This window comes from Ruegeria atlantica, from assembly GCF_947495585.1.
GTDB classification, from domain to species: Bacteria; Pseudomonadota; Alphaproteobacteria; order Rhodobacterales; family Rhodobacteraceae; genus Ruegeria; species Ruegeria atlantica_G.
This window is the reverse complement of record NZ_CANLZK010000001.1, coordinates 355,568-378,606: the sequence shown is the minus strand read 5'-3', so window position 1 is coordinate 378,606 and position 23,039 is coordinate 355,568. Positions and strand designations below refer to the sequence as shown.

21 protein-coding genes are annotated in these 23,039 nt (G+C 58.6%); 17 read left to right on the top strand and 4 right to left on the bottom strand.

Features of this window, described 5'->3' with window-relative positions; all coding sequences use genetic code 11:
• Nucleotides 1-135: 135 nt before the first annotated feature.
• The 8 genes from acs (at nt 136) to QMP16_RS01820 (ending at nt 9,555) form a co-directional block, all read left to right on the top strand.
• Nucleotides 136-2,100 carry an acetate--CoA ligase gene (gene acs, locus QMP16_RS01855; RefSeq protein WP_282151013.1) on the top strand — a complete coding sequence of 655 codons (1,965 nt, stop codon included), beginning with the start codon at nt 136-138 and terminating at the stop codon, nt 2,098-2,100.
• A 7-nt stretch (nt 2,101-2,107) separates the two neighbouring features.
• The gene (locus QMP16_RS01850; RefSeq protein WP_282151012.1) at nt 2,108-2,791 is read left to right on the top strand and encodes an adenylate kinase; all 684 of its coding nucleotides are present in this window, start codon (nt 2,108-2,110) and stop codon (nt 2,789-2,791) included.
• A 185-nt stretch (nt 2,792-2,976) separates the two neighbouring features.
• Nucleotides 2,977-3,261, top strand: a complete 285-nt coding sequence (locus QMP16_RS01845) for a DUF4212 domain-containing protein (protein WP_108859095.1) — start codon at nt 2,977-2,979, stop codon at nt 3,259-3,261.
• A 5-nt stretch (nt 3,262-3,266) separates the two neighbouring features.
• Complete coding sequence (locus QMP16_RS01840) at nt 3,267-5,051, top strand: sodium:solute symporter family protein (protein ID WP_058273825.1); 1,785 nt, start codon at nt 3,267-3,269, stop codon at nt 5,049-5,051.
• A 111-nt stretch (nt 5,052-5,162) separates the two neighbouring features.
• Entirely contained in the window at nt 5,163-6,986 is a 1,824-nt protein-coding gene (locus QMP16_RS01835; RefSeq protein ID WP_282151011.1) for a DUF294 nucleotidyltransferase-like domain-containing protein, read from the top strand.
• A 46-nt stretch (nt 6,987-7,032) separates the two neighbouring features.
• Complete coding sequence (locus QMP16_RS01830; RefSeq protein ID WP_282151010.1) at nt 7,033-7,551, top strand: hypothetical protein; 519 nt, start codon at nt 7,033-7,035, stop codon at nt 7,549-7,551.
• A 1-nt stretch (nt 7,552) separates the two neighbouring features.
• Nucleotides 7,553-8,965 (top strand): 3'-5' exonuclease, encoded by a 1,413-nt coding sequence (locus QMP16_RS01825; protein ID WP_282151009.1) that lies wholly within the window; start codon nt 7,553-7,555, stop codon nt 8,963-8,965.
• Between the two features lie 89 nt (nt 8,966-9,054).
• Nucleotides 9,055-9,555: a flavin reductase family protein gene (locus QMP16_RS01820; RefSeq protein WP_058278169.1), complete on the top strand. Its 501-nt coding sequence runs from the start codon at nt 9,055-9,057 to the stop codon at nt 9,553-9,555.
• A 3-nt stretch (nt 9,556-9,558) separates the two neighbouring features.
• Here the strand turns inward: QMP16_RS01820 and QMP16_RS01815 are convergent, their stop codons facing one another.
• The 3 genes from QMP16_RS01815 to QMP16_RS01805 are packed head-to-tail and all read right to left on the bottom strand — an operon-like array spanning nt 9,559 to nt 11,791.
• A complete protein-coding gene (locus QMP16_RS01815) occupies nt 9,559-10,038 on the bottom strand; it encodes a DUF6505 family protein (protein ID WP_058274241.1) in 480 nt (159 codons plus the stop codon).
• Nucleotides 10,038-10,733, bottom strand: coding sequence for a biotin/lipoate--protein ligase family protein (locus QMP16_RS01810; RefSeq protein WP_282151008.1), 696 nt, complete (start codon nt 10,731-10,733; stop codon nt 10,038-10,040). The genes QMP16_RS01815 and QMP16_RS01810 overlap by 1 nt, the downstream gene beginning before the upstream one ends.
• Nucleotides 10,730-11,791, bottom strand: coding sequence for an Mrp/NBP35 family ATP-binding protein (locus QMP16_RS01805; protein WP_058273829.1), 1,062 nt, complete (start codon nt 11,789-11,791; stop codon nt 10,730-10,732). The genes QMP16_RS01810 and QMP16_RS01805 overlap by 4 nt, the downstream gene beginning before the upstream one ends.
• A gap of 132 nt (nt 11,792-11,923) precedes the next feature.
• Between QMP16_RS01805 and QMP16_RS01800 the strand changes: the two genes are divergently transcribed.
• The gene (locus QMP16_RS01800) at nt 11,924-12,652 is read left to right on the top strand and encodes a c-type cytochrome (RefSeq protein WP_282151007.1); all 729 of its coding nucleotides are present in this window, start codon (nt 11,924-11,926) and stop codon (nt 12,650-12,652) included.
• On the opposite strand, the gene QMP16_RS01795 is transcribed toward QMP16_RS01800, so the two are convergent.
• Nucleotides 12,646-14,598 carry a 4Fe-4S binding protein gene (locus QMP16_RS01795; RefSeq protein ID WP_282151006.1) on the bottom strand — a complete coding sequence of 651 codons (1,953 nt, stop codon included), beginning with the start codon at nt 14,596-14,598 and terminating at the stop codon, nt 12,646-12,648. The two genes, QMP16_RS01800 and QMP16_RS01795, sit on opposite strands and share 7 nt — an antisense overlap.
• Before the next feature lie 263 nt (nt 14,599-14,861).
• On the opposite strand from QMP16_RS01795, the gene QMP16_RS01790 reads away from it, so the two are divergent.
• The 8 genes from QMP16_RS01790 to QMP16_RS01755 all read left to right on the top strand — a co-directional run bounded on the left by QMP16_RS01790 (nt 14,862) and on the right by QMP16_RS01755 (nt 23,033).
• A complete protein-coding gene (locus QMP16_RS01790) occupies nt 14,862-15,416 on the top strand; it encodes a DUF3305 domain-containing protein (protein WP_082637104.1) in 555 nt (184 codons plus the stop codon).
• On the top strand, nt 15,413-15,997 hold the full coding sequence (locus tag QMP16_RS01785) for a DUF3306 domain-containing protein (RefSeq protein ID WP_282151005.1): 585 nt from the start codon (nt 15,413-15,415) through the stop codon (nt 15,995-15,997). Before QMP16_RS01790 ends, QMP16_RS01785 begins: the two co-directional genes overlap by 4 nt.
• Nucleotides 15,998-16,001: 4 nt before the next feature.
• Nucleotides 16,002-16,613, top strand: coding sequence for a TorD/DmsD family molecular chaperone (locus QMP16_RS01780; RefSeq protein ID WP_282151004.1), 612 nt, complete (start codon nt 16,002-16,004; stop codon nt 16,611-16,613).
• A gap of 61 nt (nt 16,614-16,674) precedes the next feature.
• Nucleotides 16,675-16,863, top strand: coding sequence for a ubiquinol-cytochrome c reductase iron-sulfur subunit N-terminal domain-containing protein (locus tag QMP16_RS01775; RefSeq protein WP_058273834.1), 189 nt, complete (start codon nt 16,675-16,677; stop codon nt 16,861-16,863).
• A gap of 128 nt (nt 16,864-16,991) precedes the next feature.
• A complete protein-coding gene (locus QMP16_RS01770; RefSeq protein WP_282151003.1) occupies nt 16,992-19,886 on the top strand; it encodes a formate dehydrogenase subunit alpha in 2,895 nt (964 codons plus the stop codon).
• An 11-nt stretch (nt 19,887-19,897) separates the two neighbouring features.
• On the top strand, nt 19,898-20,491 hold the full coding sequence (fdh3B, locus tag QMP16_RS01765; RefSeq protein WP_058273836.1) for a formate dehydrogenase FDH3 subunit beta: 594 nt from the start codon (nt 19,898-19,900) through the stop codon (nt 20,489-20,491).
• A 73-nt stretch (nt 20,492-20,564) separates the two neighbouring features.
• Nucleotides 20,565-21,770, top strand: coding sequence for a formate dehydrogenase subunit gamma (locus tag QMP16_RS01760; RefSeq protein ID WP_282151002.1), 1,206 nt, complete (start codon nt 20,565-20,567; stop codon nt 21,768-21,770).
• A complete protein-coding gene (locus QMP16_RS01755) occupies nt 21,771-23,033 on the top strand; it encodes a c-type cytochrome (RefSeq protein WP_282151001.1) in 1,263 nt (420 codons plus the stop codon).
• Nucleotides 23,034-23,039: the final 6 nt, after the last annotated feature.

Sequence of the window (23,039 nt, the reverse complement as noted above, 5' to 3'; positions counted from 1 at the left end):
GTGAGAAATCGGTAATTTATTTCCTTGTTTTCAGCTCTCCGTATTATTGCGGACAAGGAGGAAACAGATCGACATCGCCAGTTCAGCAGGCAAAATCGGTCTGATTCAATATGATCCAGAGGGAGGAGCCTCAGAATGACAACCGCTGCCCAGGCAGAAGCCAATACCTTTCCGCCGTCCGCCGAAACCGTGGCCCGCACGCATGTTAATGCTGAAAAATACACTGAGATGTATGCGGCTTCGATCAACGATCCCGTCGCATTCTGGGACGAACAAGGCAAGCGGATCGAATGGATCAAGCCCTACACACAAGTCAAAGATGTAAACTATGATTTCGGCTCGGTCGGAATCAACTGGTACGCAGACGGCACGCTGAACGTTTCGGCCAACTGCCTGGACCGCCACCTGAAAACCCGCAGCGATCAAACTGCGATCATTTGGGAACCGGATGATCCAAAAGACGAAGCGCAGCACATCACCTATGCTGAGTTGCACCGCCGGACCTGCCGGATGGCAAACATTCTGGAATCGCTGGGCGTGCGTAAGGGCGACCGCGTCGTGATCTATATGCCGATGATCCCCGAGGCCGCCTATGCCATGTTGGCCTGCGCGCGCATTGGCGCGATCCATTCGATCGTCTTTGCGGGTTTCTCACCAGACGCTCTGGCGGCGCGCGTCAATGGCTGCGACGCAAAGGTTGTGATCACCGCCGACGAGGCCCCTCGAGGCGGCCGCAAGACTGCACTGAAATCCAATGCGGATGCTGCTCTTCTGCATTGCAAAGACACAGTGAAATGCCTGGTGGTCAAGCGCACCGGTGGTCAGACCACATGGATCGACGGCCGCGACTACGACTATAACGAAATGGCGCTTGAGGCCGATGACTACTGCGCCCCTGCTGAGATGAGCGCCGAAGACCCTCTGTTCATCCTCTACACCTCCGGCTCGACCGGACAACCCAAGGGTGTGGTACATACCACTGGCGGCTATCTGGTTTTCGCATCGCTGACCCATGAGATCACCTTCGATTACCACGAGGGCGATGTGTATTGGTGCACTGCTGACGTGGGCTGGGTCACAGGCCACAGCTATATCGTCTACGGCCCGCTTGCCAACGGCGCGACTACACTGATGTTCGAAGGTGTCCCTACCTACCCCGACGCGGGCCGTTTCTGGGAGGTGTGCGCCAAGCACAAGGTCAACCAGTTCTACACCGCACCAACCGCAATCCGCGCGTTGATGGGGCAAGGCAACGAGTGGGTCGAGAAGCATGATCTGAGCGACCTGAAACTACTGGGCACCGTGGGCGAGCCGATCAATCCCGAAGCCTGGAACTGGTACAATGAGGTGGTCGGCAAAGGAAATTGCCCCATCGTCGACACGTGGTGGCAGACCGAGACCGGCGGTCACCTGATGACCCCCCTGCCCGGTGCACATGCGATGAAGCCGGGTGCTGCCATGAAGCCATTCTTCGGCGTTCAGCCCGTGGTTCTAGACCCGCAGTCAGGTGTCGAAATCACAGGAAACGGTGTCGAAGGCGTTCTGTGCATCAAAGACAGCTGGCCGGGTCAGATGCGCACCGTCTGGGGTGATCATGAACGGTTCGAGAAGACCTATTTCTCGGATTACAAAGGTTACTACTTTACTGGCGACGGTTGCCGCCGAGATGAAGATGGCGACTATTGGATCACCGGCCGCGTTGACGACGTGATCAACGTCTCGGGCCACCGTATGGGGACCGCCGAAGTTGAAAGCGCGCTTGTAGCGCATGCCGCCGTGGCCGAGGCCGCCGTGGTTGGATATCCCCATGAGATCAAAGGGCAAGGCATCTATTGCTACGTCACTCTAATGAATGACCGCGAGCCGTCGGATGAGTTGCTGAAAGAGCTGCGCACTTGGGTTCGGACAGAGATCGGCCCGATTGCATCGCCTGACGTAATCCAGTGGGCGCCCGGCCTGCCCAAGACCCGCTCGGGCAAGATTATGCGCCGTATCCTGCGCAAGATTGCCGAGAACGACTTTGGCGCATTGGGTGACACGTCTACGCTTGCAGATCCGTCTGTGGTCGAAGACCTGATCGAAAACCGTGCAAACAAGTGAGGATGTGATGGACGCTGCCACGATCACCACACCCGCTGTTTTGATCCTTCTCGGCCCTCCGGGTGCCGGGAAGGGAACACAGGCTCGTATGCTCGAGGACAAGTTCGGGCTGGTACAACTCAGCACTGGCGACCTGTTGCGTGCGGCTGTCGCCGCAGGAACCGAGGCCGGCAAGGCCGCGAAGGCGGTGATGGAAGCCGGCGATCTGGTCAGCGACGAGATCGTCATTGCCATTTTGCGCGACCGTCTTGCTGAATCGGATTGCGCCAAGGGCGTCATTCTGGACGGCTTTCCACGCACCACGGTTCAGGCCGAGGCGCTGGACGGGTTGCTGTCGGAAACCGGGCAGAAGATCAACGCCGCCATCAGTCTTGAGGTTGAGGACGGCGAAATGGTTATCCGTATCTCGGGCCGCTACACCTGCGCCGGATGTGGCGAAGGGTTCCATGACACGTTCAAGGTCCCTGTTGTTAAAGGCAAGTGTGACAAGTGCGGCAGCACCGAATTCAAGCGCCGTGCTGATGACAACGCCGAAACCGTCGCCTCGCGGCTGGCTGCGTATCACGCGCAAACCGCGCCTTTGATTACTTATTACCAAGACCACGGCGTTCTGAAAGGCCTGAACGCTATGGGCAATATCAATGACATCGCGGGCAATCTGGAAAGGATTGTCAGCGACGCCATGAACTAAGGGAAGACGGCCCGCCCTGAATAAGGGCCCAATTCCTAAAGGAAAACTTCAAAGTACCCGCCCCGGCGGATCGGAGAAGTCGTGCCTGATGCCACCCTGGCATTCGGCATTTCGAAAAGCGGCCCCGCGCGTTGGAGGTTTAGGACAACGGGTCGCCCATGGAAGAAGCGAAGGAGGAACCCGCAATGGCGGATCAATCAACACACTCCGCGCAGACTGCCGAAGCCGACAAGGGCTATTGGCAGGCGAACCTGCGTCTCATCTACATCAGCCTCGTGATCTGGGCGCTGGTGTCTTTTGGATTCGGCATTCTGCTGCGTCCATTGCTGTCCGGCATTGCAGTTGGCGGCACCGATCTGGGCTTTTGGTTTGCTCAGCAGGGATCAATCCTGGTCTTTCTGGTGCTGATCTTCAACTACGCCTGGCGCATGAACAAATTGGACGCCGAATTTGGCGTGGATGAGGAGTAAGCGGAATGGACCAGTTTACCATTAACCTGCTCTTTGTCGGCGCGTCCTTTGCGCTGTACATCGGCATCGCGATTTGGGCCCGTGCGGGTTCCACATCGGAATTCTACGCCGCCGGTCGCGGCATTCACCCGGTCACCAACGGCATGGCAACAGCGGCAGACTGGATGTCTGCGGCCTCGTTCATCTCGATGGCGGGCCTGATTGCCTTCACCGGCTATGACAATTCGACCTTCCTGATGGGTTGGACTGGCGGTTACGTGCTGCTGGCACTGCTACTTGCGCCCTATCTGCGTAAGTTTGGCAAATACACTGTCTCGGAATTCATCGGCGACCGTTTTTACAGCCAGACCGCGCGTATCGTTGCGGTGATCTGTCTGATCGTTGCATCGGTGACTTACGTGATTGGTCAGATGACCGGTGTGGGCGTGGCCTTTGGCCGCTTCCTCGAGGTGTCCAACACCTCTGGTCTGCTGATCGGTGCCTGTGTCGTGTTTGCTTACGCGGTGTTCGGTGGGATGAAAGGCGTGACCTACACTCAGGTCGCTCAGTACTGCGTACTGATCACCGCCTACACAATCCCGGCGATCTTCATCTCGCTGCAGCTGACCGGTACGCCGGTTCCGGCGCTGGGTCTGTTCAGCGACACCGCAAGTGGTGAGCCTCTGCTGACCAAGCTGGATGCGATCGTGACCGAGCTGGGCTTTAACGAATACACTGCCCACCACTCGAACACGCTGAACATGGTGCTGTTCACACTGTCGCTGATGATCGGCACCGCCGGTCTGCCGCACGTGATCATGCGCTTCTTCACCGTGCCGAAAGTGTCTGACGCCCGCTGGTCTGCTGGCTGGACGCTGGTCTTCATCGCCCTGCTATATCTGACCGCCCCTGCGGTTGGCGCAATGGCGCGTCTGAACATCACCGACATGATGTGGCCCAACGGTGGCATCGAAGGTGGCGCTGTCTCGGTCGAAGATATCGACAATGATCCGCGCTATGACTGGATGCAGACGTGGCAGAAAACCGGCCTGTTGGACTGGGAAGACAAGAACGGCGACGGCAAGATCCAGTACTACAACGACAAGAATGCCGACATGCAGGCTCTTGCGGAAGAAAAAGGCTGGGTCGGTAACGAGCTGACCAAGTTCAACCGCGATATCCTGGTTCTGGCCAACCCGGAGATTGCCAACCTGCCGGGTTGGGTGATCGGTCTGGTCGCTGCCGGTGGTCTTGCGGCTGCTCTGTCGACCGCTGCGGGTCTGTTGCTGGCGATCTCGTCGGCGGTATCCCACGACCTTGTCAAAGGTGCGATCAACCCGCAAATCTCTGAAAAAGGAGAACTGCTGGCTGCTCGTATCGCCATGGCCGTGGCCATCGTTGTCGCAACCTATCTGGGTCTGAACCCACCGGGCTTTGCGGCGCAAACCGTGGCCCTGGCGTTTGGTCTGGCGGCTGCCTCGATCTTCCCGGCGCTGATGATGGGGATCTTCTCGACCCGTATCAACAACACCGGTGCTGTCGCAGGTATGCTGGCTGGTCTGACCGTAACCCTGGTCTACATCTTCCTGCACAAGGGCTGGCTGTTCATTCCGGGCACCAACTCGTTCACTGATGCTGATCCGCTTCTGGGGCCGATCAAGTCGACCTCGTTCGGCGCCATCGGTGCAATGATCAACTTCGGCGTTGCTTACGTCGTCGCCGGAATGACCAAAGAGACTCCGCCGGAGATCGTTGAATTGGTCGAAAGCGTCCGCATTCCCCGTGGCGCTGGCGCAGCTCAGAACAAATGAGCATGATGCGGCATATGGTTAACTTCCATGTGCCGCGTCTTTCGACCGACTGTTCCCGCCCGGCACTCCACCGGGCGGGATTTTTCAAAACCGGAATCACAGGACTGTACGATGCCCCTGTCTCATGACGAAATCACCCGGTTCCTGAAATCCGTCCACCCCTATGATGCTTTGCCCGCAGAAACACTGGATCAGATCGCCAAGCAGGTCGAGGTTTGGGAAGTCGAGGAAGACTTTCCCGTGTACGAACTTGGGCACACCCTGCCCGGTGTTTTCGTGATCTATGAGGGGCACGTCGAAATCACCGATGAGAACGACGCCGTCGTGTCCCATCTCGGTCTGCGCAATTCGTTTGGTGAGCGTGGGCTACTTAAAGACGGGAAAGCCGCGACCAAGGCGCGCGCGCATAAGCCATCCGTCTTGCTGGTCCTGCCGCCAGATCTGGTGCGCGAGTTGATCGATGGGCATGACGTCGTTTCGAAATTCTTCAACCGGACCCGTTCGAACCGGTCCGGCCCGCAGAGCTTGGCCACCAGCGCGATTGACGTTCTTATGGCGCATAACCCTGCAACCTGTCCACCGGACACATCAGTTCAAGAAGCCGCCCGGATCATGCGTGACAAGCACATTTCATCCTTGTGCGTCACCGAAACGGATAACCTGCTGGGCATCGCCACCTTGCGCGACATCTCGGGCAAATACGTAGCCAATGGCATGCCCGCAGAGACACCGGTGTCAGCGATAATGACAGCCAACCCAATCACCTTGTCGCCATCTGACATTGGATCGGACGTTCTGCACGTGATGATGGAACGCGGGATTGGTCATATCCCGATCAGCGAAGGTGGACGTTTGGTCGGCATCGTAACGCAAACGGACTTAACCCATTATCAGGCAGTGAATTCGGCAGAGCTTGTCCGCCGGATCGCTCAAGCGGACTCAGCGGATCAAATGGCGGTGGTGACGGCTGAAATCCCGCAGCTTCTGGTGCAACTTGTGGCTGCCGGAAACCGGCACGAGATCGTGACACGGCTGATAACGGATATTGCAGACACAGCAACCCGCCGACTGTTGGCTTTGGCCGAGGACAAGCTGGGCCCAGCACCCGTTCCCTATCTGTGGTTGGCCTGTGGGTCGCAAGGGCGGCAAGAACAAACCGGAGTATCCGATCAGGACAACTGTCTAATGCTGGACGACAGCGTGACCGACGCCGATATGAAGTACTTCGCCGAGCTTGCCAAATACGTCTCGGATGGCCTGGACACCTGCGGATATTTCTATTGCCCGGGCGACATGATGGCGACCAACCCACGATGGTGTCAGCCGGTGCGCGTCTGGCGCGACTATTTCAACGGATGGATCGCCAAACCGAACCCCGAGGCGCAGATGCTGGCCTCAGTCATGTTCGACCTCCGCCCTATCGGTGGGGCCTTTCACCTGTTCGACGATCTGCAGGCCGAAACACTGGCAGCGGCCAACGCAAACTCGATCTTTGTGGCGCACATGATTTCGAACTCTCTTAAGCACACGCCTCCGCTGGGGCTGCTGCGCGGGTTTGCGACCATCCGGTCTGGTGAACATCGCAACACGCTGGACCTCAAACATAACGGAGTGGTCCCAGTCGTTGACCTTGCGCGCATCTACAGCCTTCAGGGTCAATTGACCGAAGCCAATACTCGGGCGCGTCTGAAAGCAGCCGCATCAGGCGGTATCCTCAGCCCCTCGGGCGCGCGGGATTTGCTTGATGCCTATGATCTGATCGCAGAAACCCGCCTTGAGCATCAGGTCCGGCTTGTGAAGAGCGGTCAAAAGCCGGACAATTTCCTGCCGCCCTCAGACCTGTCGGATTTTGAGCGAAGTCATCTTCGGGATGCGTTCGTTGTGGTAAAAACCATGCAATCGGCAGTAGGTCACGGCAAGGGAATGCTGGGCTAAAGCAGCGATAACTATTGGCGAATACGCCAGACATACGGAGAGTCACATGTTTCTGGAACTGATTGGCACCATATTTGCAGGCTTTGCCTTTGCCGGCATCGTAATGGTTCTGAACAAAGTGACGGGGGGCCGCCTGCCCCGTTGGATGACACCCGTTGCCGCTGGTCTGGGTATGATCGGCATGACGATTACCAGTGAATATTCCTGGTACGACCGCACACGCGATACCCTTCCCGAAGGTATGACCGTCATTCAAGAGGTCGAAAGCCGCGCCTTCTACCGCCCCTGGACCTATGCCGTGCCCTTCGTGGACCGCTTTGCCGCCATTGATGCCGGTTCCGTGCGCACCAATGAACAGGTTCCCGAACAACGTTTGGTGGAACTGTATCTCTTTGGTCGCTGGGCCCCAGTCTCAAAACTGCCGGTCGTGGTCGACTGCAAAGAGTTCAGCCGCGCCAATCTTGCGGATGGGGCAGAATTCGCGGATGACGGCCAGCTGCTGAACGCCGACTGGATCGACGTCGCCGCCAGTGACCCAATCGTCGAGGCAACCTGCGGAGTGTGACATGCTGAACCGGTTAAGCCTGCGTCTGCGCATTTTCCTGTTCTTCTGCCTGCTGGCCATTGGCGCTCTGATAGTCAGCTCTGTGGCACTGTGGATCAGCTATCGGCGCGTTGCAGATCCTGACTTGGTCGACGCGTTCATCTTTGCCGAAATCCTGATGGGTTTTGGGTTTCTGGCTTTGATTGCAGCGGTTTGGTTATTGTTCGACGACAATGTTGCAAAGCCAATCGAACGGATATCCGCCCAGCTCAGGGCCCGCGCGCATGCCGGGGTCAGCACCGAATTGGACACACAGGCCGCGCGATATCTGGGTGATCTGGCACCAGCCGCGGCCGGACTGGCCAACCAATTGTCCGGTAAAACCATGGACGTGGCACAGGCTGTGGCCGAGGAGACGGCACATCTGGCGGCAGAAAAACACCGTCTGACGGCCTTATTGACCGAAATCCCGGTTGCAATGCTGTTGGCGAGCCCAACACACAAGATCGTTTTGTACGATGGTCAGGCGGCCGAGGTTCTGGCACAGATTGCGCATCCCCGGCTGAATGCCTCGTTGTTTGAATACCTACAATCTGACCTGCTGGAAGAGGCCCATTCCAAACTGGTGAAGACCGGGCTGGAGGTCGCCTGCGCGCTGACCAGCGTCGATGGTACGCAAAGTTACCGCACGCGCATGAAACCTCTTGGGAGCGCACCCGGATACATGCTGATCTTCGAGGACAGTGCCGCGAACATCGCACCCGAAGCCGCGCGGCCTTTGGTGTATGACTTCGACTTGCTGAACACCTCGACGGATGAGACCTTCGAAAACCTTGCTCTGCAGGATTTGTGTTTCGTCGTGTTTGACACCGAAACCACCGGACTGCTGCCACACAAGGACGAAATCGTTCAGATCGGAGCTGTACGGGTTGTCAACGGCCGCATCGTGGACGGAGAGCAATTGGACACATTGGTTGATCCCGGCATTCCGATCCCGCCAGCCTCGACTAAGGTGCACAAGATCAGCGATCGCATGGTTCAGGGCGCACCGGACATTGCCGAGGCCGGGCGCGCGCTGCATCAATTCTCCCGCGATGCAGTGATCGTGGCCCATAACGCGCCATTCGACATGGCCTTTTTGCGGCGACATGCAAAACGCATGGATGTCGATTGGGATCACCCCATTCTGGATACGGTTCTGTTGTCTGCCGTGCTGTTCGGGGCAAGTGACAAACACACACTGGATGCTCTGTGCGAACGGTTGGGGATCACCATCCCCGAACATCTTCGCCATACCGCCCTGGGTGATGCGGTCGCTACCGCCGAAGCGCTGGTCAGAATGCTACCGATGCTGCAGGCGCGCGGCATGACAACCTTTGGCCTGGTCGTTGAGGCAACGCGCCAACATGGTCGTCTGTTGGAAGACCTGAACTAGTTCGGAAAACACGCATACCGGACGCAGCTTTTCATGGACAAACCCCGCGCGTCGTGGCACCTGAGGCACGGCCACGGGATTAGCGCGCAATGACGGAAAAACAATTCACTCCAACCCCGGATCAAAGCACCGCTTTTCGCGAAGCGTTGGGGTGTTTCGGAACCGGTGTGACGGTGATCACCACGAACACCGATCAGGGCCCTCGAGCCATTACGGTCAACTCGTTCGCGTCGGTATCGCTGGACCCGCCACTTGTTTTGTGGTGCTTGGCCAAAGACTCCAACAGGTTCGACGATTTCAACACCAGCCGACATTATTCGATCCACGTGATGGGACAGGATCAACAGGAACAGGCCCTGCGCTTTGCTCGCGACGGCAAGGATTTTTCGCACGCGGAATGGGCCCACGACCCGGCGCGCCGGCCCCAATTATCCGGTTGTCTGGCGCGGTTCGATTGTCAGGTGCACGCCCAACACGATGCGGGGGATCACCTGATCATTGTTGGTGAGGTTCAAAAGGTCATGTACCGCACCGGCAAAGGTTTGATCTTTAAGCGCGGTCAATTTGGCGGCTTTGCGGATCTGATCTGACGGTTATTCGTCCAATGACCCATGTACGGCCAGAGCCTCTAGCTGAGTCTCTTGCGGCGTGATCACACGGAAAGCCTCACGCACTCCGGCGTCTGACAGCTCACGCGAGACGGTCAGCAGCGTGTTTGGGTTATGCTCATCACACAGCTCGGACATGTGGGCGATCTCGGCCTGTGCGACGTCGATAGCGGCTTCGACCGACGGTGCCCCGTAAAGCTGCACAAAGTGTTCAGCAAGGCTCTGCGCGATCTGATCCAGCTCGGCCTGTTCCACCTGCGTGACCGCGACGAATGTCACCCGCCCAAAGGTTTCCACACCCAACCAGCCATTCGCAAAAGCCTGACGCGCTTTGCCTTCAAGATCGCCTTCGCCCCAATTTGAGAACTCGAATCCGCCCGAAATGCACCATTCCCCGGTTCGCGCCGGGGAGTGGAACACATTCATGTCGCTTTCGTCGAAATGGATTGCGCGCGCTAGTTTCATCATCCGTTCTCCAACAATTCCGTCAGCGGGCGAAGCTGTGTATCTGAACCATGCCGGATCAGCATGCCGAACCGTTCATCCGTCCCCAGAAACACGCCCGTTTCACCGAAGGGCTCTCCTACTCCGCGCAGCAGGCCTATCCATTCTCCGTGCACAGGCGCGTTGCCGTCCTCTTGCCAGCGGTTCAGCCATGTCATCATGTGCCGCGACCAGCTTTCGACAAGCTGCGTTGCCGAGACATCCGCGCAGCCCTCGTCGTAAAGGGCGGTGACATCCGGGTTTTGGCCCGGTGCCTGACTGGTTTGCAGCAGCGCCAAATCCCAACCGACGATTAGCCAATCCGGTTCTGCTTCTGGATCTGCATCCGAAGCTGCCACACGGAACATTCCGCATTTGGCCCCATTCACACAGATCAGCCCGTCCCAGCCCAGATGGACCGCGACCTCAGGCGGGGCCAGCGCGCCCAGCGCGTTCTGAAACCCAACGGCACAAAGCGGCACCATTGCCATCGCATCGCGCAAGACAACCTCGGGGGCAAAAACGATGGCCACACGCAGACGATCGGCCTGAATGTTATAAACCACGGTACCGCCATCACAGCCCAGCGCAGCCATGGCCTGCGCGCGCTCGAACGGGTCTTCCCCACCTTGCACCGGGTGGCCCGTCAGCAAAGGGGGAAAGACCGGCTCGTTCATGCGTTGCCCTTGGCAATCATGCCGCGCGCAATTTGGCGAAACGCTTCGGCTTGCGGACTGTCGGGCTTGCTGACCACGATCGGTGCACCGCCGTCAGCGGCAACCCGGATATCTAGATGCAGCGGGATCTCACCCAGCAAAGGAACGCCCAGCGCCTCGGCCTCGGACTTTACGCCGCCATGGCCGAACACATGTTCTTCATGCCCGCAGTTCGAGCAGATATGCGTCGACATATTCTCAATCATCCCAAGGATGGGCGTCTTGAGCTGGTTGAACATGTCGATCCCCTTGCGGGCATCGATCAGAGCCACGTCCTGAGGAGTCGAGACAACAATGGCGCCGTCCACGTTGAACTTCTGGCTAAGCGTCAGCTGCACGTCACCTGTGCCGGGCGGCAGGTCGACGATTAGAACATCCAGCGCCCCCCATTGCACCTGACCCATCATCTGTTGCAGCGCGCCCATCAGCATCGGGCCACGCCAGACAACGGCCTGACCTTCATTGGTCATCAGACCCATCGACATCATGGTGACGCCGTGGTTGCGCAATGGCAGGATCGTTTTGCCATCAGGACTGGCCGGACGGCCCGAAACACCCAGCATCCGCGGTTGCGACGGTCCATAGACATCTGCGTCCAACAGCCCCACGCGTCGCCCTTCGGCCGCCAAGGCACAAGCCAGGTTGGCAGAAACCGTGGACTTGCCAACGCCGCCCTTGCCCGAAGCCACAGCGATAATTCTGTCCACACCCGGCACGGCTTGCGGACCAGTCTGCGAGGGTTTCGGTTTCGGCTTCAGATCTGGCGGTGCCTTTTCGGAATGTGCTGTCAGCATGGCCGAGACCGTGGAAACACCGTCGACCAACTTTGCGGCCTGTTCGGCTGCGGCACGGACGGGTTCCATCTGCTCGGCCTGCTTGGGGTCGATCTCCAGCACAAAGCGCACAGTGTCCCCTTCGACGTTCAGCGCGCGAACAACTCCAGCGCTGACGATGTCCTGTCCAGAGACGGGGTCGGTGATCTTTCTCAGGTTTGCAAGAACTGCGTCACGAACACTCATGCGTCATTCTCCTTTTGGAACCCGGTGGTCAGGGTTCTGCGTATCGACAAGCTGTGGTTGCCGTTCATTGCACGTGTCTCCGTCTCATTCAGTTCATTTGACGCATTTGGTGCCGTGCCGTTAGGCTGTGGCATGCGCTTTGTCCTCTTGTGCCTGAGCCTGACGCTCTCTGCCACCCCCTCTTGGTCGCAAGAGGCGATTGGTCTTGCCGCGCCGGACGAGGTTGCTAGCTCTGGTCTGCTGCAACATATCCTTCCTCGCTTTTCTCTCAAGACCGGGATCCGGGTTATTGCAGATGATGCCGGCGTTTTGGTGCTGGAAACCGCCCCTCCGGGTGATCCTGTGTTCGCGCGCGACGGTGTGATCTATCACCTTCGGATCGAAGAGGACGCCAAACATGAGCGATTCCGCGACTGGCTGCTGTCCGATATCGGAAAACGGACGGTAGAAAGCTATGCGCCAGAGCAAGGCACGCATTTCTCGGCCAGTTTCGATATCGTGGCCGTGGAAACCGAAACAGTGATCGACGGCGATACGCTGCGCGGCGAGGAATTGTCGATGACCCATTGCGGCCGGTGCCATGTGATCGGGCCCAAGAACCGGATGAATGGTCTGGGTTCGACCCCCTCTTTCGCGGTGCTGCGCGCCATGCCGGACTGGTCAGAACGGTTCGAGGCGTTCTTCGCCCTCAACCCGCACCCCTCGTTCACACAAATCGACGGGCTGACACCTCCGTTTGATCCACAGCGTCCATCGCCCATCTATCCCGTCGAGATGACGCTGGATGATCTGGAAGCCATCCTTGCCTTTGTCTCGGTCATAACTGCAGCGGACTTGGGTGCGCCCTTACAGCTTCAGTGATCCTTTCGTTTTGAGAAATAATCCTCGGTCGTAACGACACGAGGCTTCGGGTTAGACTGGAACGGGTTGTCCTCTTGCTGGAACTGTGCGTTCACGCGGCAATTGTCACACATCTGGATCATCCGCGCCTTGTCCGAGGAGGCAAACATCGGATGTGTACCCGCAAGCTTTTCCATGATCCGTTCCACGGTGGACTTAACTCCGAACAGTGCCCCACATTCTACACAAGCAAACGGCTCCTCTTCATTCAGCACCTGCTGAGACAGGGCTGCATCGCTCAGGTCAAGCTGCGGGACAAGAGCAATCGCGTCTTCCGGGCAGATGCCTTTGCACAACCCGCACTGCAGACAAGCATCCTGCTGGAAGTTCAATTGCGGCTTGTCCGGGTTATCGATCAAAGCACCCGATGGGCACAGCGACACACAGCTGAGGCACAAGGTACAGGCATCCGTGTTGACAGCGATCGCCCCATAGGGAGCGTTTTCCGGCAAGGGCAGCGGCTCTTCGGCTTTAGGGTTCAGCGCCTGCGCAGCCAAACGGGCGATCTGGCGGCGGTTGCCCAATGGCAGCACCGGGTCGGCCAATGGCTGAGGGACATCTTGCGCATAAAGGACATCAGACAGCGCATCCGGGTCGGCCTCATCTAACAACCCCAGGGCATTCGCCCCCGCTATTGCCTGCGCCAAGGCCAGTTCACGGTCCAACGCATCGCGCTCGGTCGTTGGGGATAGCAAGACGTCCACTCGCGCGAAACCATGCGCCAAAGCAGCCAGAATCTCGGCATGGCCAAAGCCTGAAATCACACTCAGCTCCAGTGGAATCACATCGGCAGGCAAACCACGTCCAAAACGGGCGGCCAGTCGGATCATCTCGGCCCCGTGGGCATTATGCACCAGCAAGCGTGGCGCGGGTCCACCAGCCCGCCGATAGGTGCGCGCTAAAATATGCATCCGCGACAGCAACGCGGATATCGGCGGATCCTCGTAGGTGATTGCTGTTGAGGGGCAAACTGCGGCGCATTCCCCACAGCCAGCGCAGATCATCGGGTCGATCTCGACATGCTCACCGGCAGGTTTGATCGCTCCGGTCGGGCAGATATCCAGACAGTTCGTGCAAGCGACTTGTTCGGCCCGTGAATGGGCACACAGCGTTTCTTCCATCCGCACGTAAAGCGGCTTTTCGAAGGTGCCGACCAATTGGGCCGCCTCAAACGCTAGCCGTTCGACGGACAATGGATCTTTGGGATCAGCCCGCAGATAGCCTTCGCGCTTGGTCGGAGCCTGAACCAAGGATGTGTCGCCGGTCAGGTCCAGAACGATATCGCAGCCCGATTGTGCCCTGTCACGTGCCTCTGTCCACATAAAAGCTCCGCGACCGCCGGGCTCAAGCTGCTGAAACGCGTCAAGCTGCAGGATAAACCCACCCAATGCACCGTTCAGCGATTTGATGCGACCGCGCACGACGTCGAATGCGCGCGACATAGGCTTGGCCTCATCCAAGACCAGTACCGTAACCGCCAGTGTAACGGCCAGTTTTTCAGCAAGTGCAAATGCAACGTCGCCGGGACCGATGATCAGGCATGTGCCTTCGCTATAGACGTCTACGCTGGGCGTCACCGGCTGCGGCAACAAGGCTTCGGCAGCCAAGGCAGCCATCTTGGGGGCCGCATCCGCGCCCTCATCAGACCACCCGGCCCTGTCACGAAGATCAACAAAGCCCGGGGCGTCCACATTTAGTTCTTCGGCCAGGGCCTGAAACACTTCCTGCTCTTGTCCGCAGGCAATGATGGTGTCCCCCTGTTGTAGCTCCGCGGCCACCGCTTCCAACTCTCGCGTGCAAAGCGCTGTGAAAACCTTGGAACAATCCATCTCGCAGGCCGAACCGATCTTGTCGGAATTTAGAGGTTGAGACCCGGCGCAATCGCATAACAGTAGTTTGGTGCCCATGATCCTCCCCCGGATACTTCTCCACCTCTTCGCATCGCAGGCTGTATCCCCGTTGCTGGAATGTAAACCCTTTGGGACAGCGGGCCATTTGGCCACGGAAACCCCTTTCTTTACAATAAACAAAGGCGTCCGTTTGTGGGGATCACTATTTTGCTACCAGCCATTACGACTAAGGTCGTACGACGCGGGCTTGGCACCTGAGTGCTTTGTGTACCATAGTGGACCTATGGGAAGGCATGGGAGAGCCTTCCGGGGAGGAGCCAGTGGCCAAGGCCGCAAGCCAGATTGAAATGCCAATCGGCGTCGTCGTGCGCAAAACACCCGGTGTAACCCGCTGGGCGAAATGGAATTGGCGCGCCATTGCCGTGTTGCCCGGTGCCGGACCTGCGGACTGGCACGAAATGCGACGTGAAGGCGAGGCCATTGAGTACCACGCAGCGACCCTGCCCCTGACGCTTTGGGCGGACGAAACTGAAGCCTACATGGTGAACCTGTCGGACGGCCAGCCGTCGATCTACCTTGTCCTTCGTGATGCGCTGGATGGCGAAAGGCCGATGGATGCGGTGCTGGTAACGGCGTCGCCCTTCGAAGGTCAGGACTATGCCGATACCGGTGAAGAGATCGTTGAGAAAATTCCGATGACCGATGGGTTGATCGCCTGGGTGCGCGACTTCGCTCTGGAACATCATAACGACGAAGTCTTTGTGAAACGCCGTCGGGACAAAAAACGGATCGATTTGGTCGAGGACGGCAAGGGTGACGCACGCATCCGGCAAGAGTCAGACGTGTACCGCGCCCCGCGGAGGATCGTGCAATGACCCAAGCCCGCGATTTCTGGTCCCGCCGCAAAGCGGCAGTACAGGCGGAAGCCGAGGCCGAGGTCATCGCGATTGAAGAACAGGCCATTGCCGCCCAACACGCCGAACTGCAGGAAAAATCCGATGCCGAGATACTGGCCGAGTTTGATCTGCCCGACCCTGACGAATTGCAGGCGGGCGATGACGTCTCGGGCTTTATGGCCAAGGCGGTGCCTGACCGTCTGCGCCGTCGTGCTTTGCGGCGGCTGTGGCGGCTGAACCCGGTATTGGCCAATGTCGATGGCCTTGTGGACTACGGCGAGGATTATACTGACGCTGCCTGCGTGATCGAAAACATTCAGACAGCGTATCAAGTTGGCAAAGGTATGCTTGCACATGTCGAGGCGCTGGCGGCTGAGGCCGAAGACAGCGAGACGGACGAAACAATTGAACCGGATGAACCGCAGGACGAACCTGCGTCACCCGAAACCGCGACACCAGAGCCCGTTCTGATGGCCGAGGTGGACATGGCGCCGGACCTGCCTGAGGAGGCTGAGGTCACCCCTGCCCCGCGCCGTATGAAGTTTGAATTCGAAGGATAACCTGATGACCGCAAGTGAAGCGCAACAGATGAATGTCTCGGCAGAGGATCGTATGCGCGCGGATTTCTACAACTTTCTGGGGCTGCTTCTGTCTGCGCCGCCCGATCAGATGCTGCTGGATCAGGTGGCCGGTCTGACTGGCGACGGCACCGATCTTGGACAGGCCATTCAGGCCATGGCCCGCGTCGCCAAAGTGACCAAGCCCGCCGCAGCGGAACGCGAATTCAACGCGCTGTTCATCGGGTTGGGACGCGGCGAGCTACTACCTTACGCCAGTTTCTACCTCACTGGGTTCCTGAATGAGAAACCCCTGGCGCAGCTGCGCAACGACATGGCGATGCGTGGCATTACCCGAGCCCGGAACGTTTTTGAACCGGAAGACAACATCGCCTCATTGATGGAGATGATGGCAGGCATGATCGTTGGTCGCTTCGGCGCAGCTGCATCTTTGGAAGACCAAAGGGCATTCTGGAACAAACATATCGGCCCTTGGGCCATGCATTTTTATTCGGATTTGGAAGGCGCCGAGAACTCGGTTCTCTATGCCTCGATCGGCACAGCCGGTCGGGTCTTCATGGAGATCGAGCGCGAAGCCTTCCGAATGACGGCAGCGTGAACCGCTGTCACTCACCGGCGCCTCAACGGGCGCTAACTCGCAAATGGGAGAGGAGAAACCCATGAGCAAGACCAAGGAAGAAGGCGCAACGCGCCGCGACTTCCTCAAACTGGCCGGAACCGCAGCCCCCGCTGCCGTTGCCGCCGCCAGCCTGAGCGGAAAAGCCGAGGCAGCCGAGCTGCCTACGGATGAGAACCGCATTCAGGATACCGCGCACACGCGCGCATACTTGAAAAGCGCACGCTTCTAGCGCGACGACAGCGCCCGGTTCTAACCCGGACGAGGTCACACCCGACTGACGGTTGCGATTGGCCCTGACGTCGGCACCAGCAGTACCAAGCCAGCCGTGGCTCACACGGCGCGCAAGGGAGGAAAGAAATGCTTAGGAAAAAGACCAACGGGGTTGCGAGACGCCCCCAGCGGACAAGTATCCTGTCCCAGGTCGGCGAGAAAACCGTCGATCGCCGCGCATTCCTGCGTGGCTCGGGCCTGACGATCGGCGGCCTTGCCGCGATCAGCGCCACGGGTGGAACCGTGACGCCAGCCAGTGCCCAGACAGCGGCCAATCAGGCCGTGGAAAACATCAAGTCCATATGCACCCACTGCTCGGTCGGCTGCACCGTCGTCGCCGAAGTGCAGAATGGCGTCTGGATCGGGCAAGAGCCCGGTTGGGATAGCCCGTTCAATCTGGGTGGACATTGCGCCAAGGGGGCCGCAGTTCGCGAGCACGCCCATGGCGAGCGTCGCCTCAAGTATCCGATGAAGAAGGAAGGCGGAGAGTGGAAGCGCATCAGCTGGGAAGAGGCGATCAACGAGATCGGCGACGGCATGATGAGCATCCGCGAAGAATCCGGGCCGGACAGCGTGTACTGGCTGGGCTCGGCCAAGCATAACAACGAACAGGCCTATCTGTTCCGCAAGTTCGCCGCCTATTGGGGCACGAACAACGTGGACCATCAAGCCCGTATCTGCCACTCAACCACTGTTGCGGGTGTTGCGAATACATGGGGCTACGGCGCCATGACCAATTCGTACAACGACATCCATAACTCTCGGGCCATCTTCATCATCGGCGGCAACCCGGCCGAGGCACACCCTGTCTCACTGTTGCATGTTCTGCGCGCGAAAGAGCAGAACAACGCGCCACTGATTGTCTGCGATCCACGCTTTACGCGCACCGCGGCCCATGCCGATGAGTATGTCCGCTTCCGCCCCGGTACAGACGTTGCTTTGGTCTGGGGTATTCTGTGGCACATCTTCGACAACGGATGGGAGGACAAAGAGTTCATCCGCACCCGTGTCTGGGGCATGGACCAGATCCGTGAAGAGGTTGCCAAGTGGAACCCGGAAGAGGTCGAGCGCGTCACCGGCACCCCCGGTTCGCAGCTGAAGCGTGTTGCGCGCACCATGGCCAACAACCGTCCTGGTACGGTGATCTGGTGTATGGGTGGTACGCAGCACACCAATGGTAACAACAACACCCGCGCCTACTGCGTGTTGCAGCTTGCGCTTGGCAACATGGGCACCTCGGGTGGTGGCACCAACATCTTCCGCGGCCATGACAATGTTCAGGGCGCAACGGACCTTGGTGTTCTGTCCCACACGCTGCCCGGCTATTATGGCCTGTCAAAAGGTGCATGGGGTCACTGGGCACGTGTCTGGGGTGAAGAACCCGAATGGCTCGCTGGCCAGTTTGCCACGATCAAAGACAAGGAAGGCAAGGACAAACCGCTTCAGAACGAACGCGGCATCCCTGTTTCCCGCTGGATCGACGGTGTTCTGGAAGACCCGGCAAACATGGATCAGGACAACAACGTCCGTGCCATGGTTCTGTGGGGCCACGCGCCCAACTCGCAGACCCGGATGACGGAAATGAAGACGGCGATGGAGAAGCTGGACATGCTGGTCGTGATCGACCCTTATCCTACAGTTTCCGCCGTTTTGCATGATCGCACTGATGGCGTCTACCTGTTGCCCGCCTGTACGCAGTTCGAAACCCGCGGCTCGGTCACGGCATCGAACCGGTCGCTGCAGTGGCGTGACAAGGTTGTGGAACCGCTGTTCGAAAGTCTGCCGGACGAGGTCATCATGGCCAAGTTCGCCAACAAGTTTGGATGGGCAGATCGACTATTCCGCAATATCGAGATGGAAGATCCCGAAACCCCGAATGTTGAAAGCATCACGCGTGAGTTCAACTCGGGCCTCTGGACCATCGGATATACTGGTCAGTCACCGGAACGTCTGAAAAGCCACATGGCCAACCAGCACACGTTCGACAGAACCACGCTGCAGGCCATTGGTGGACCCAACGACGGCGAGTATTACGGTCTACCCTGGCCTTGCTGGGGAACGGCAGAGATGGGTCATACGGGGACACCAAACCTCTATGACATGTCCAAACCGGTGGCCGAAGGCGGCCTGACCTTCCGCGCCCGTTTCGGCGTGGAACGCGACGGTGACAACCTGCTGGCCGAAGGGGTCTATAGTGTCGGGTCGGAAATTCAGGATGGCTATCCTGAATTCACGATGCAGATGCTGATGGACCTTGGCTGGGATGGCGATCTGACGGCCGAGGAACGCGCGGCCATCGATGCCGTTGCGGGACCAGAGACCAACTGGAAGACCGACCTGTCCGGCGGCATCCAGCGGGTCGCGATCGAGCATGGCTGTGCGCCCTTCGGGAACGCCAAGGCCCGCGCGGTCGTCTGGACCTTCCCGGATCCGATCCCAATCCACCGTGAGCCGCTATATACGCCGCGTCGCGATCTGGTAGAGGACTATCCGACCTACGAGGACCGTCAGGCCTATCGCCTACCCACGCTTTATGCATCGATCCAAAAGAACGACTTTTCAAAGGATTATCCGATAATCCTGACGTCGGGTCGCCTGGTCGAGTATGAGGGCGGCGGTGATGAGTCGCGGTCAAACCCGTGGCTGGCTGAACTGCAACAGGACATGTTCGTCGAGATCAACCCGCGCGATGCCAACAATCTGGGCATTCGTGACGGGGCACAGGTCTGGGTCGAAGGTCCCGAGGGCGGCAAGGTCAAGGTGATGGCGATGCTGACCAACAGGGTCGGTGCCGGCGTGGCCTTCATGCCGTTCCACTTTGGCGGCCATTTCCAGGGCGAAGACCAGCGGAATAAATACCCTGCTGGTGCCGACCCCTATGTCTTGGGTGAAAGTTCCAACACCGCCCAGACCTATGGCTATGATTCAGTGACCCAGATGCAAGAGACCAAGTGTACTCTCTGCAAGATCTCGGCAGCGTAAGGAGAACGATAATGGCTAGAGCAAAGTTTCTCTGCGACGCTGAACGCTGCATCGAGTGCAACGCCTGCGTAACCGCGTGTAAGAACGAGCACGAAGTGCCTTGGGGCATCAACCGCCGCAGGGTGGTGACGATCAATGACGGCAACCCGGGCGAACGCTCGATCTCGGTGGCCTGTATGCATTGCTCAGACGCGCCTTGCATGGCGGTGTGCCCGGTCGACTGCTTCTATCAGAACGAAGAAGGCGTCGTCCTGCACTCCAAGGACCTGTGCATTGGCTGCGGCTATTGCTTTTATGCGTGCCCCTTCGGTGCGCCGCAATACCCGCAGGCGGGCAACTTCGGATCACGTGGCAAGATGGACAAATGTACCTTCTGCGCCGGTGGTCCCGAAGAAAACAACTCGACCGCAGAGTTCGCAAAGTATGGTCGCAACCGGATCGCCGAGGGCAAACTGCCCATCTGCGCCGAGATGTGTTCCACCAAGGCCCTGCTCGCCGGTGACGGCGATGTGGTCTCGGCCATCTACCGCGAGCGCGTCGTCGCGCGCGGATTTGGATCGGGCGCATGGGGTTGGGGCACCGCCTACGACCAGAAGGACGGGTAAACCCGCCTTCATGAACCAAACAGACGACCCGCATCAGTGGGTCGTCTGAACAGGGATTTTGACCGAGGTTCAGATGTTCCGCTTACTCGCCATATTGCTGCTGACATTTTCGATGGCCCAAACCGCCATCGCCCAATCAAGTGAAACCGAAGCCGCCGCACCAGCCCACAGGACGGCGACTGGTGGTGCGACTACGCTTGAGGATATCATGGCGCGCCAGCGCGGCGAAAAGGTGGATGACAGCTATCGGTCCGAAAACACCGGCCAAGGCAATGCCGAAGGCTTGCTTGGTCAGCTTGGGACGCGCGGTGTGACCTCGGACAGCGATGTCTATCGCGCACTTCGCTACGGCTCGGCGGATGTAACCGTTTCATCTCAGGGGCCAGCCGCAACGGTACTGATCCAGGACGGCGGCATGTGGTGGCTGAATTTTCGCACCGGACCTTTGCGTGAATACGGATCTTACATCATCGGCGGTATGCTTGTTCTGTTGCTGCTGTTTTTCCTGGTCCGCGGAAAGATCAGGATTGATGGTGAAAAGACCGGGCGGAAGATTCTGCGTTTCAACGGGATCGAGCGGTTCGGGCACTGGTTGTTTGCCGGGTCCTTCCTGATACTAGGCGTCACCGGCCTGTTAACTTTGTACGGTCGTGATTTCCTGATCCCCGTTTTCGGCAAAGAGGGGTTCGCGACGATCGCTCAGGGCTGCAAATGGCTGCACAACAACCTGGCTTGGGCCTTTATGCTTGGGCTGATCATCGTGACAGTGAACTGGATTTCTCACAACATCCCGAACCGCACCGACCTGAAATGGCTCGCTGCCGGTGGGGGGTTATTCACCAAAGGCAGCCACCCGCCCGCCAAAAAATTTAACGCCGGGCAAAAGATCATATTCTGGCTTTGCATTCTGCTGGGCGTCTCGATCAGCCTGTCCGGTCTGTCGTTGCTGTTCCCATTTGAAATGCCACTGTTTGCCAAGACCTTTTCGATCGCGAATTCGACCGGTATTCCGCAGATGCTTGGGCTGAACCTGCCCGTGCAGATGTCCCCGCAGGAAGAGATGCAATACGCCCAGATCTGGCACGTCATGGTCGCCTATGCATTCATCGCGATCATTCTGGCCCACATCTATCTGGGCTCGGTCGGCATGGAAGGTGCGTTTGACGCTATGGGAACCGGAGAGGTGGAAGAGCAATGGGCACGCGAGCATCACTCGCTGTGGCTTGAAGAGGTGCAGGCAAAAGAGGCCAGCGAAGGGGCGGCCTCGCCCGCCGAATAAATGCGCAAGCTGGTTCTGGCTCTGGCTTTGATGCCCCTGCCCGCAATGGCCGAGTTCTTTACGCTCAAGGGCCATGGCGGACCCATCATGGGGATCGCCACCGCGCCAGACGGTCGGATCGCAACAGCAAGTTTTGACAACTCGGTCGGTGTGTGGACGGATCAATCCCCAAAATGGCTGGAAGGCCACGAAGCCGCCGTCAATTCGGTCGTTTTCAACGGCACTGCGATCTATTCGGCAGGAGATGACTTTACCCTGCGCCGGTGGCCCGGAGGCCAAGTTGTAGGTCAGCACAAAGGCAAGATCGTGGGCGTGGCCGCATCCAAAACCCACGTGGCAACGGCCAGTTGGGACGGCACAATCGGCCTATGGCCAGTTGACGGTTCGGCACCGTCGATCCTCGGCCCCATTGGCAGTGGCATAAACGCCGTCGAATTCTCTGCAGACGGTTCGGAACTTTATTCCGCAGGTATCGATGGTTCACTGCGCATATGGGACGTTGCCAGCGGACAGGAAACGAACCGGTTCGTGGAACACGGATTTGGCATCAATGAGCTGGCACTGAACGAACAGGACAACTGGATTGCGTACGGCGCAGTCGACGGTGTCACCCGCATCCTTGACCTGACAACCGGTGATGAGCGTGATTTCACCTTGGAACGTCGACCGATCCTTGCATTGGCGCTCAGCCCGGATCGCAGCATGTTGGCCGTCGGAGATGGCGAAGGCTATATCATGGTGATCGACACGGTCGAATGGCGTATCGCGCAGGATTTCAGGGCCACATTACGCGGCCCGGTCTGGGCGCTGGCCTTTTCGCCTGATGGGCAGAACCTACACGCGGGCGGGATTGACGAAGCCATGTACAGCTGGCCAGTCGCCTCGCTTGGCGACCAGGAACAGATGGCCGCGACAGAACCCAGCTTTCTCAAAAACCCTGAGGAAATGGAGAACGGAGAACGCCAGTTTGCCCGCAAATGCTCGATCTGCCACAGCCTTACACCGGATGATCAACGCCGCGCGGGTCCGTCGCTGCATGGTGTGTTCGGGCGCAAGGCGGGTACGCTTACCGGATATTTTTATTCGAACACGCTGCAAGACTCTGATATCATTTGGAATGAAGAAACGATAAACGCTCTGTTTGACGAAGGGCCGGACCACTACATTCCGGGGTCGAAGATGCCGATGCAGCGGATCACCGAACCCAGGGACAGGGACGACCTTATCGCCTTTCTACGCCGCGCCACGGCACCGGAAAACTGAGCTGGA

What these genes read in the sequence shown, in the direction of transcription:
- acs (WP_282151013.1), top strand. Translation starts at nt 136, where the DNA reads ATGACAACCGCTGCCCAGGCAGAAGCCAATACCTTTCCGCCGTCCGCC.
- QMP16_RS01850 (WP_282151012.1), top strand. Translation starts at nt 2,108, where the DNA reads ATGGACGCTGCCACGATCACCACACCCGCTGTTTTGATCCTTCTCGGC.
- QMP16_RS01845 (WP_108859095.1), top strand. Translation starts at nt 2,977, where the DNA reads ATGGCGGATCAATCAACACACTCCGCGCAGACTGCCGAAGCCGACAAG.
- QMP16_RS01840 (WP_058273825.1), top strand. Translation starts at nt 3,267, where the DNA reads ATGGACCAGTTTACCATTAACCTGCTCTTTGTCGGCGCGTCCTTTGCG.
- QMP16_RS01835 (WP_282151011.1), top strand. Translation starts at nt 5,163, where the DNA reads ATGCCCCTGTCTCATGACGAAATCACCCGGTTCCTGAAATCCGTCCAC.
- QMP16_RS01830 (WP_282151010.1), top strand. Translation starts at nt 7,033, where the DNA reads ATGTTTCTGGAACTGATTGGCACCATATTTGCAGGCTTTGCCTTTGCC.
- QMP16_RS01825 (WP_282151009.1), top strand. Translation starts at nt 7,553, where the DNA reads ATGCTGAACCGGTTAAGCCTGCGTCTGCGCATTTTCCTGTTCTTCTGC.
- QMP16_RS01820 (WP_058278169.1), top strand. Translation starts at nt 9,055, where the DNA reads ATGACGGAAAAACAATTCACTCCAACCCCGGATCAAAGCACCGCTTTT.
- QMP16_RS01815 (WP_058274241.1), bottom strand. Translation starts at nt 10,038, where the DNA reads ATGAAACTAGCGCGCGCAATCCATTTCGACGAAAGCGACATGAATGTG.
- QMP16_RS01810 (WP_282151008.1), bottom strand. Translation starts at nt 10,733, where the DNA reads ATGAACGAGCCGGTCTTTCCCCCTTTGCTGACGGGCCACCCGGTGCAA.
- QMP16_RS01805 (WP_058273829.1), bottom strand. Translation starts at nt 11,791, where the DNA reads ATGAGTGTTCGTGACGCAGTTCTTGCAAACCTGAGAAAGATCACCGAC.
- QMP16_RS01800 (WP_282151007.1), top strand. Translation starts at nt 11,924, where the DNA reads ATGCGCTTTGTCCTCTTGTGCCTGAGCCTGACGCTCTCTGCCACCCCC.
- QMP16_RS01795 (WP_282151006.1), bottom strand. Translation starts at nt 14,598, where the DNA reads ATGGGCACCAAACTACTGTTATGCGATTGCGCCGGGTCTCAACCTCTA.
- QMP16_RS01785 (WP_282151005.1), top strand. Translation starts at nt 15,413, where the DNA reads ATGACCCAAGCCCGCGATTTCTGGTCCCGCCGCAAAGCGGCAGTACAG.
- QMP16_RS01780 (WP_282151004.1), top strand. Translation starts at nt 16,002, where the DNA reads ATGACCGCAAGTGAAGCGCAACAGATGAATGTCTCGGCAGAGGATCGT.
- QMP16_RS01775 (WP_058273834.1), top strand. Translation starts at nt 16,675, where the DNA reads ATGAGCAAGACCAAGGAAGAAGGCGCAACGCGCCGCGACTTCCTCAAA.
- QMP16_RS01770 (WP_282151003.1), top strand. Translation starts at nt 16,992, where the DNA reads ATGCTTAGGAAAAAGACCAACGGGGTTGCGAGACGCCCCCAGCGGACA.
- fdh3B (WP_058273836.1), top strand. Translation starts at nt 19,898, where the DNA reads ATGGCTAGAGCAAAGTTTCTCTGCGACGCTGAACGCTGCATCGAGTGC.
- QMP16_RS01760 (WP_282151002.1), top strand. Translation starts at nt 20,565, where the DNA reads ATGTTCCGCTTACTCGCCATATTGCTGCTGACATTTTCGATGGCCCAA.
- QMP16_RS01755 (WP_282151001.1), top strand. Translation starts at nt 21,771, where the DNA reads ATGCGCAAGCTGGTTCTGGCTCTGGCTTTGATGCCCCTGCCCGCAATG.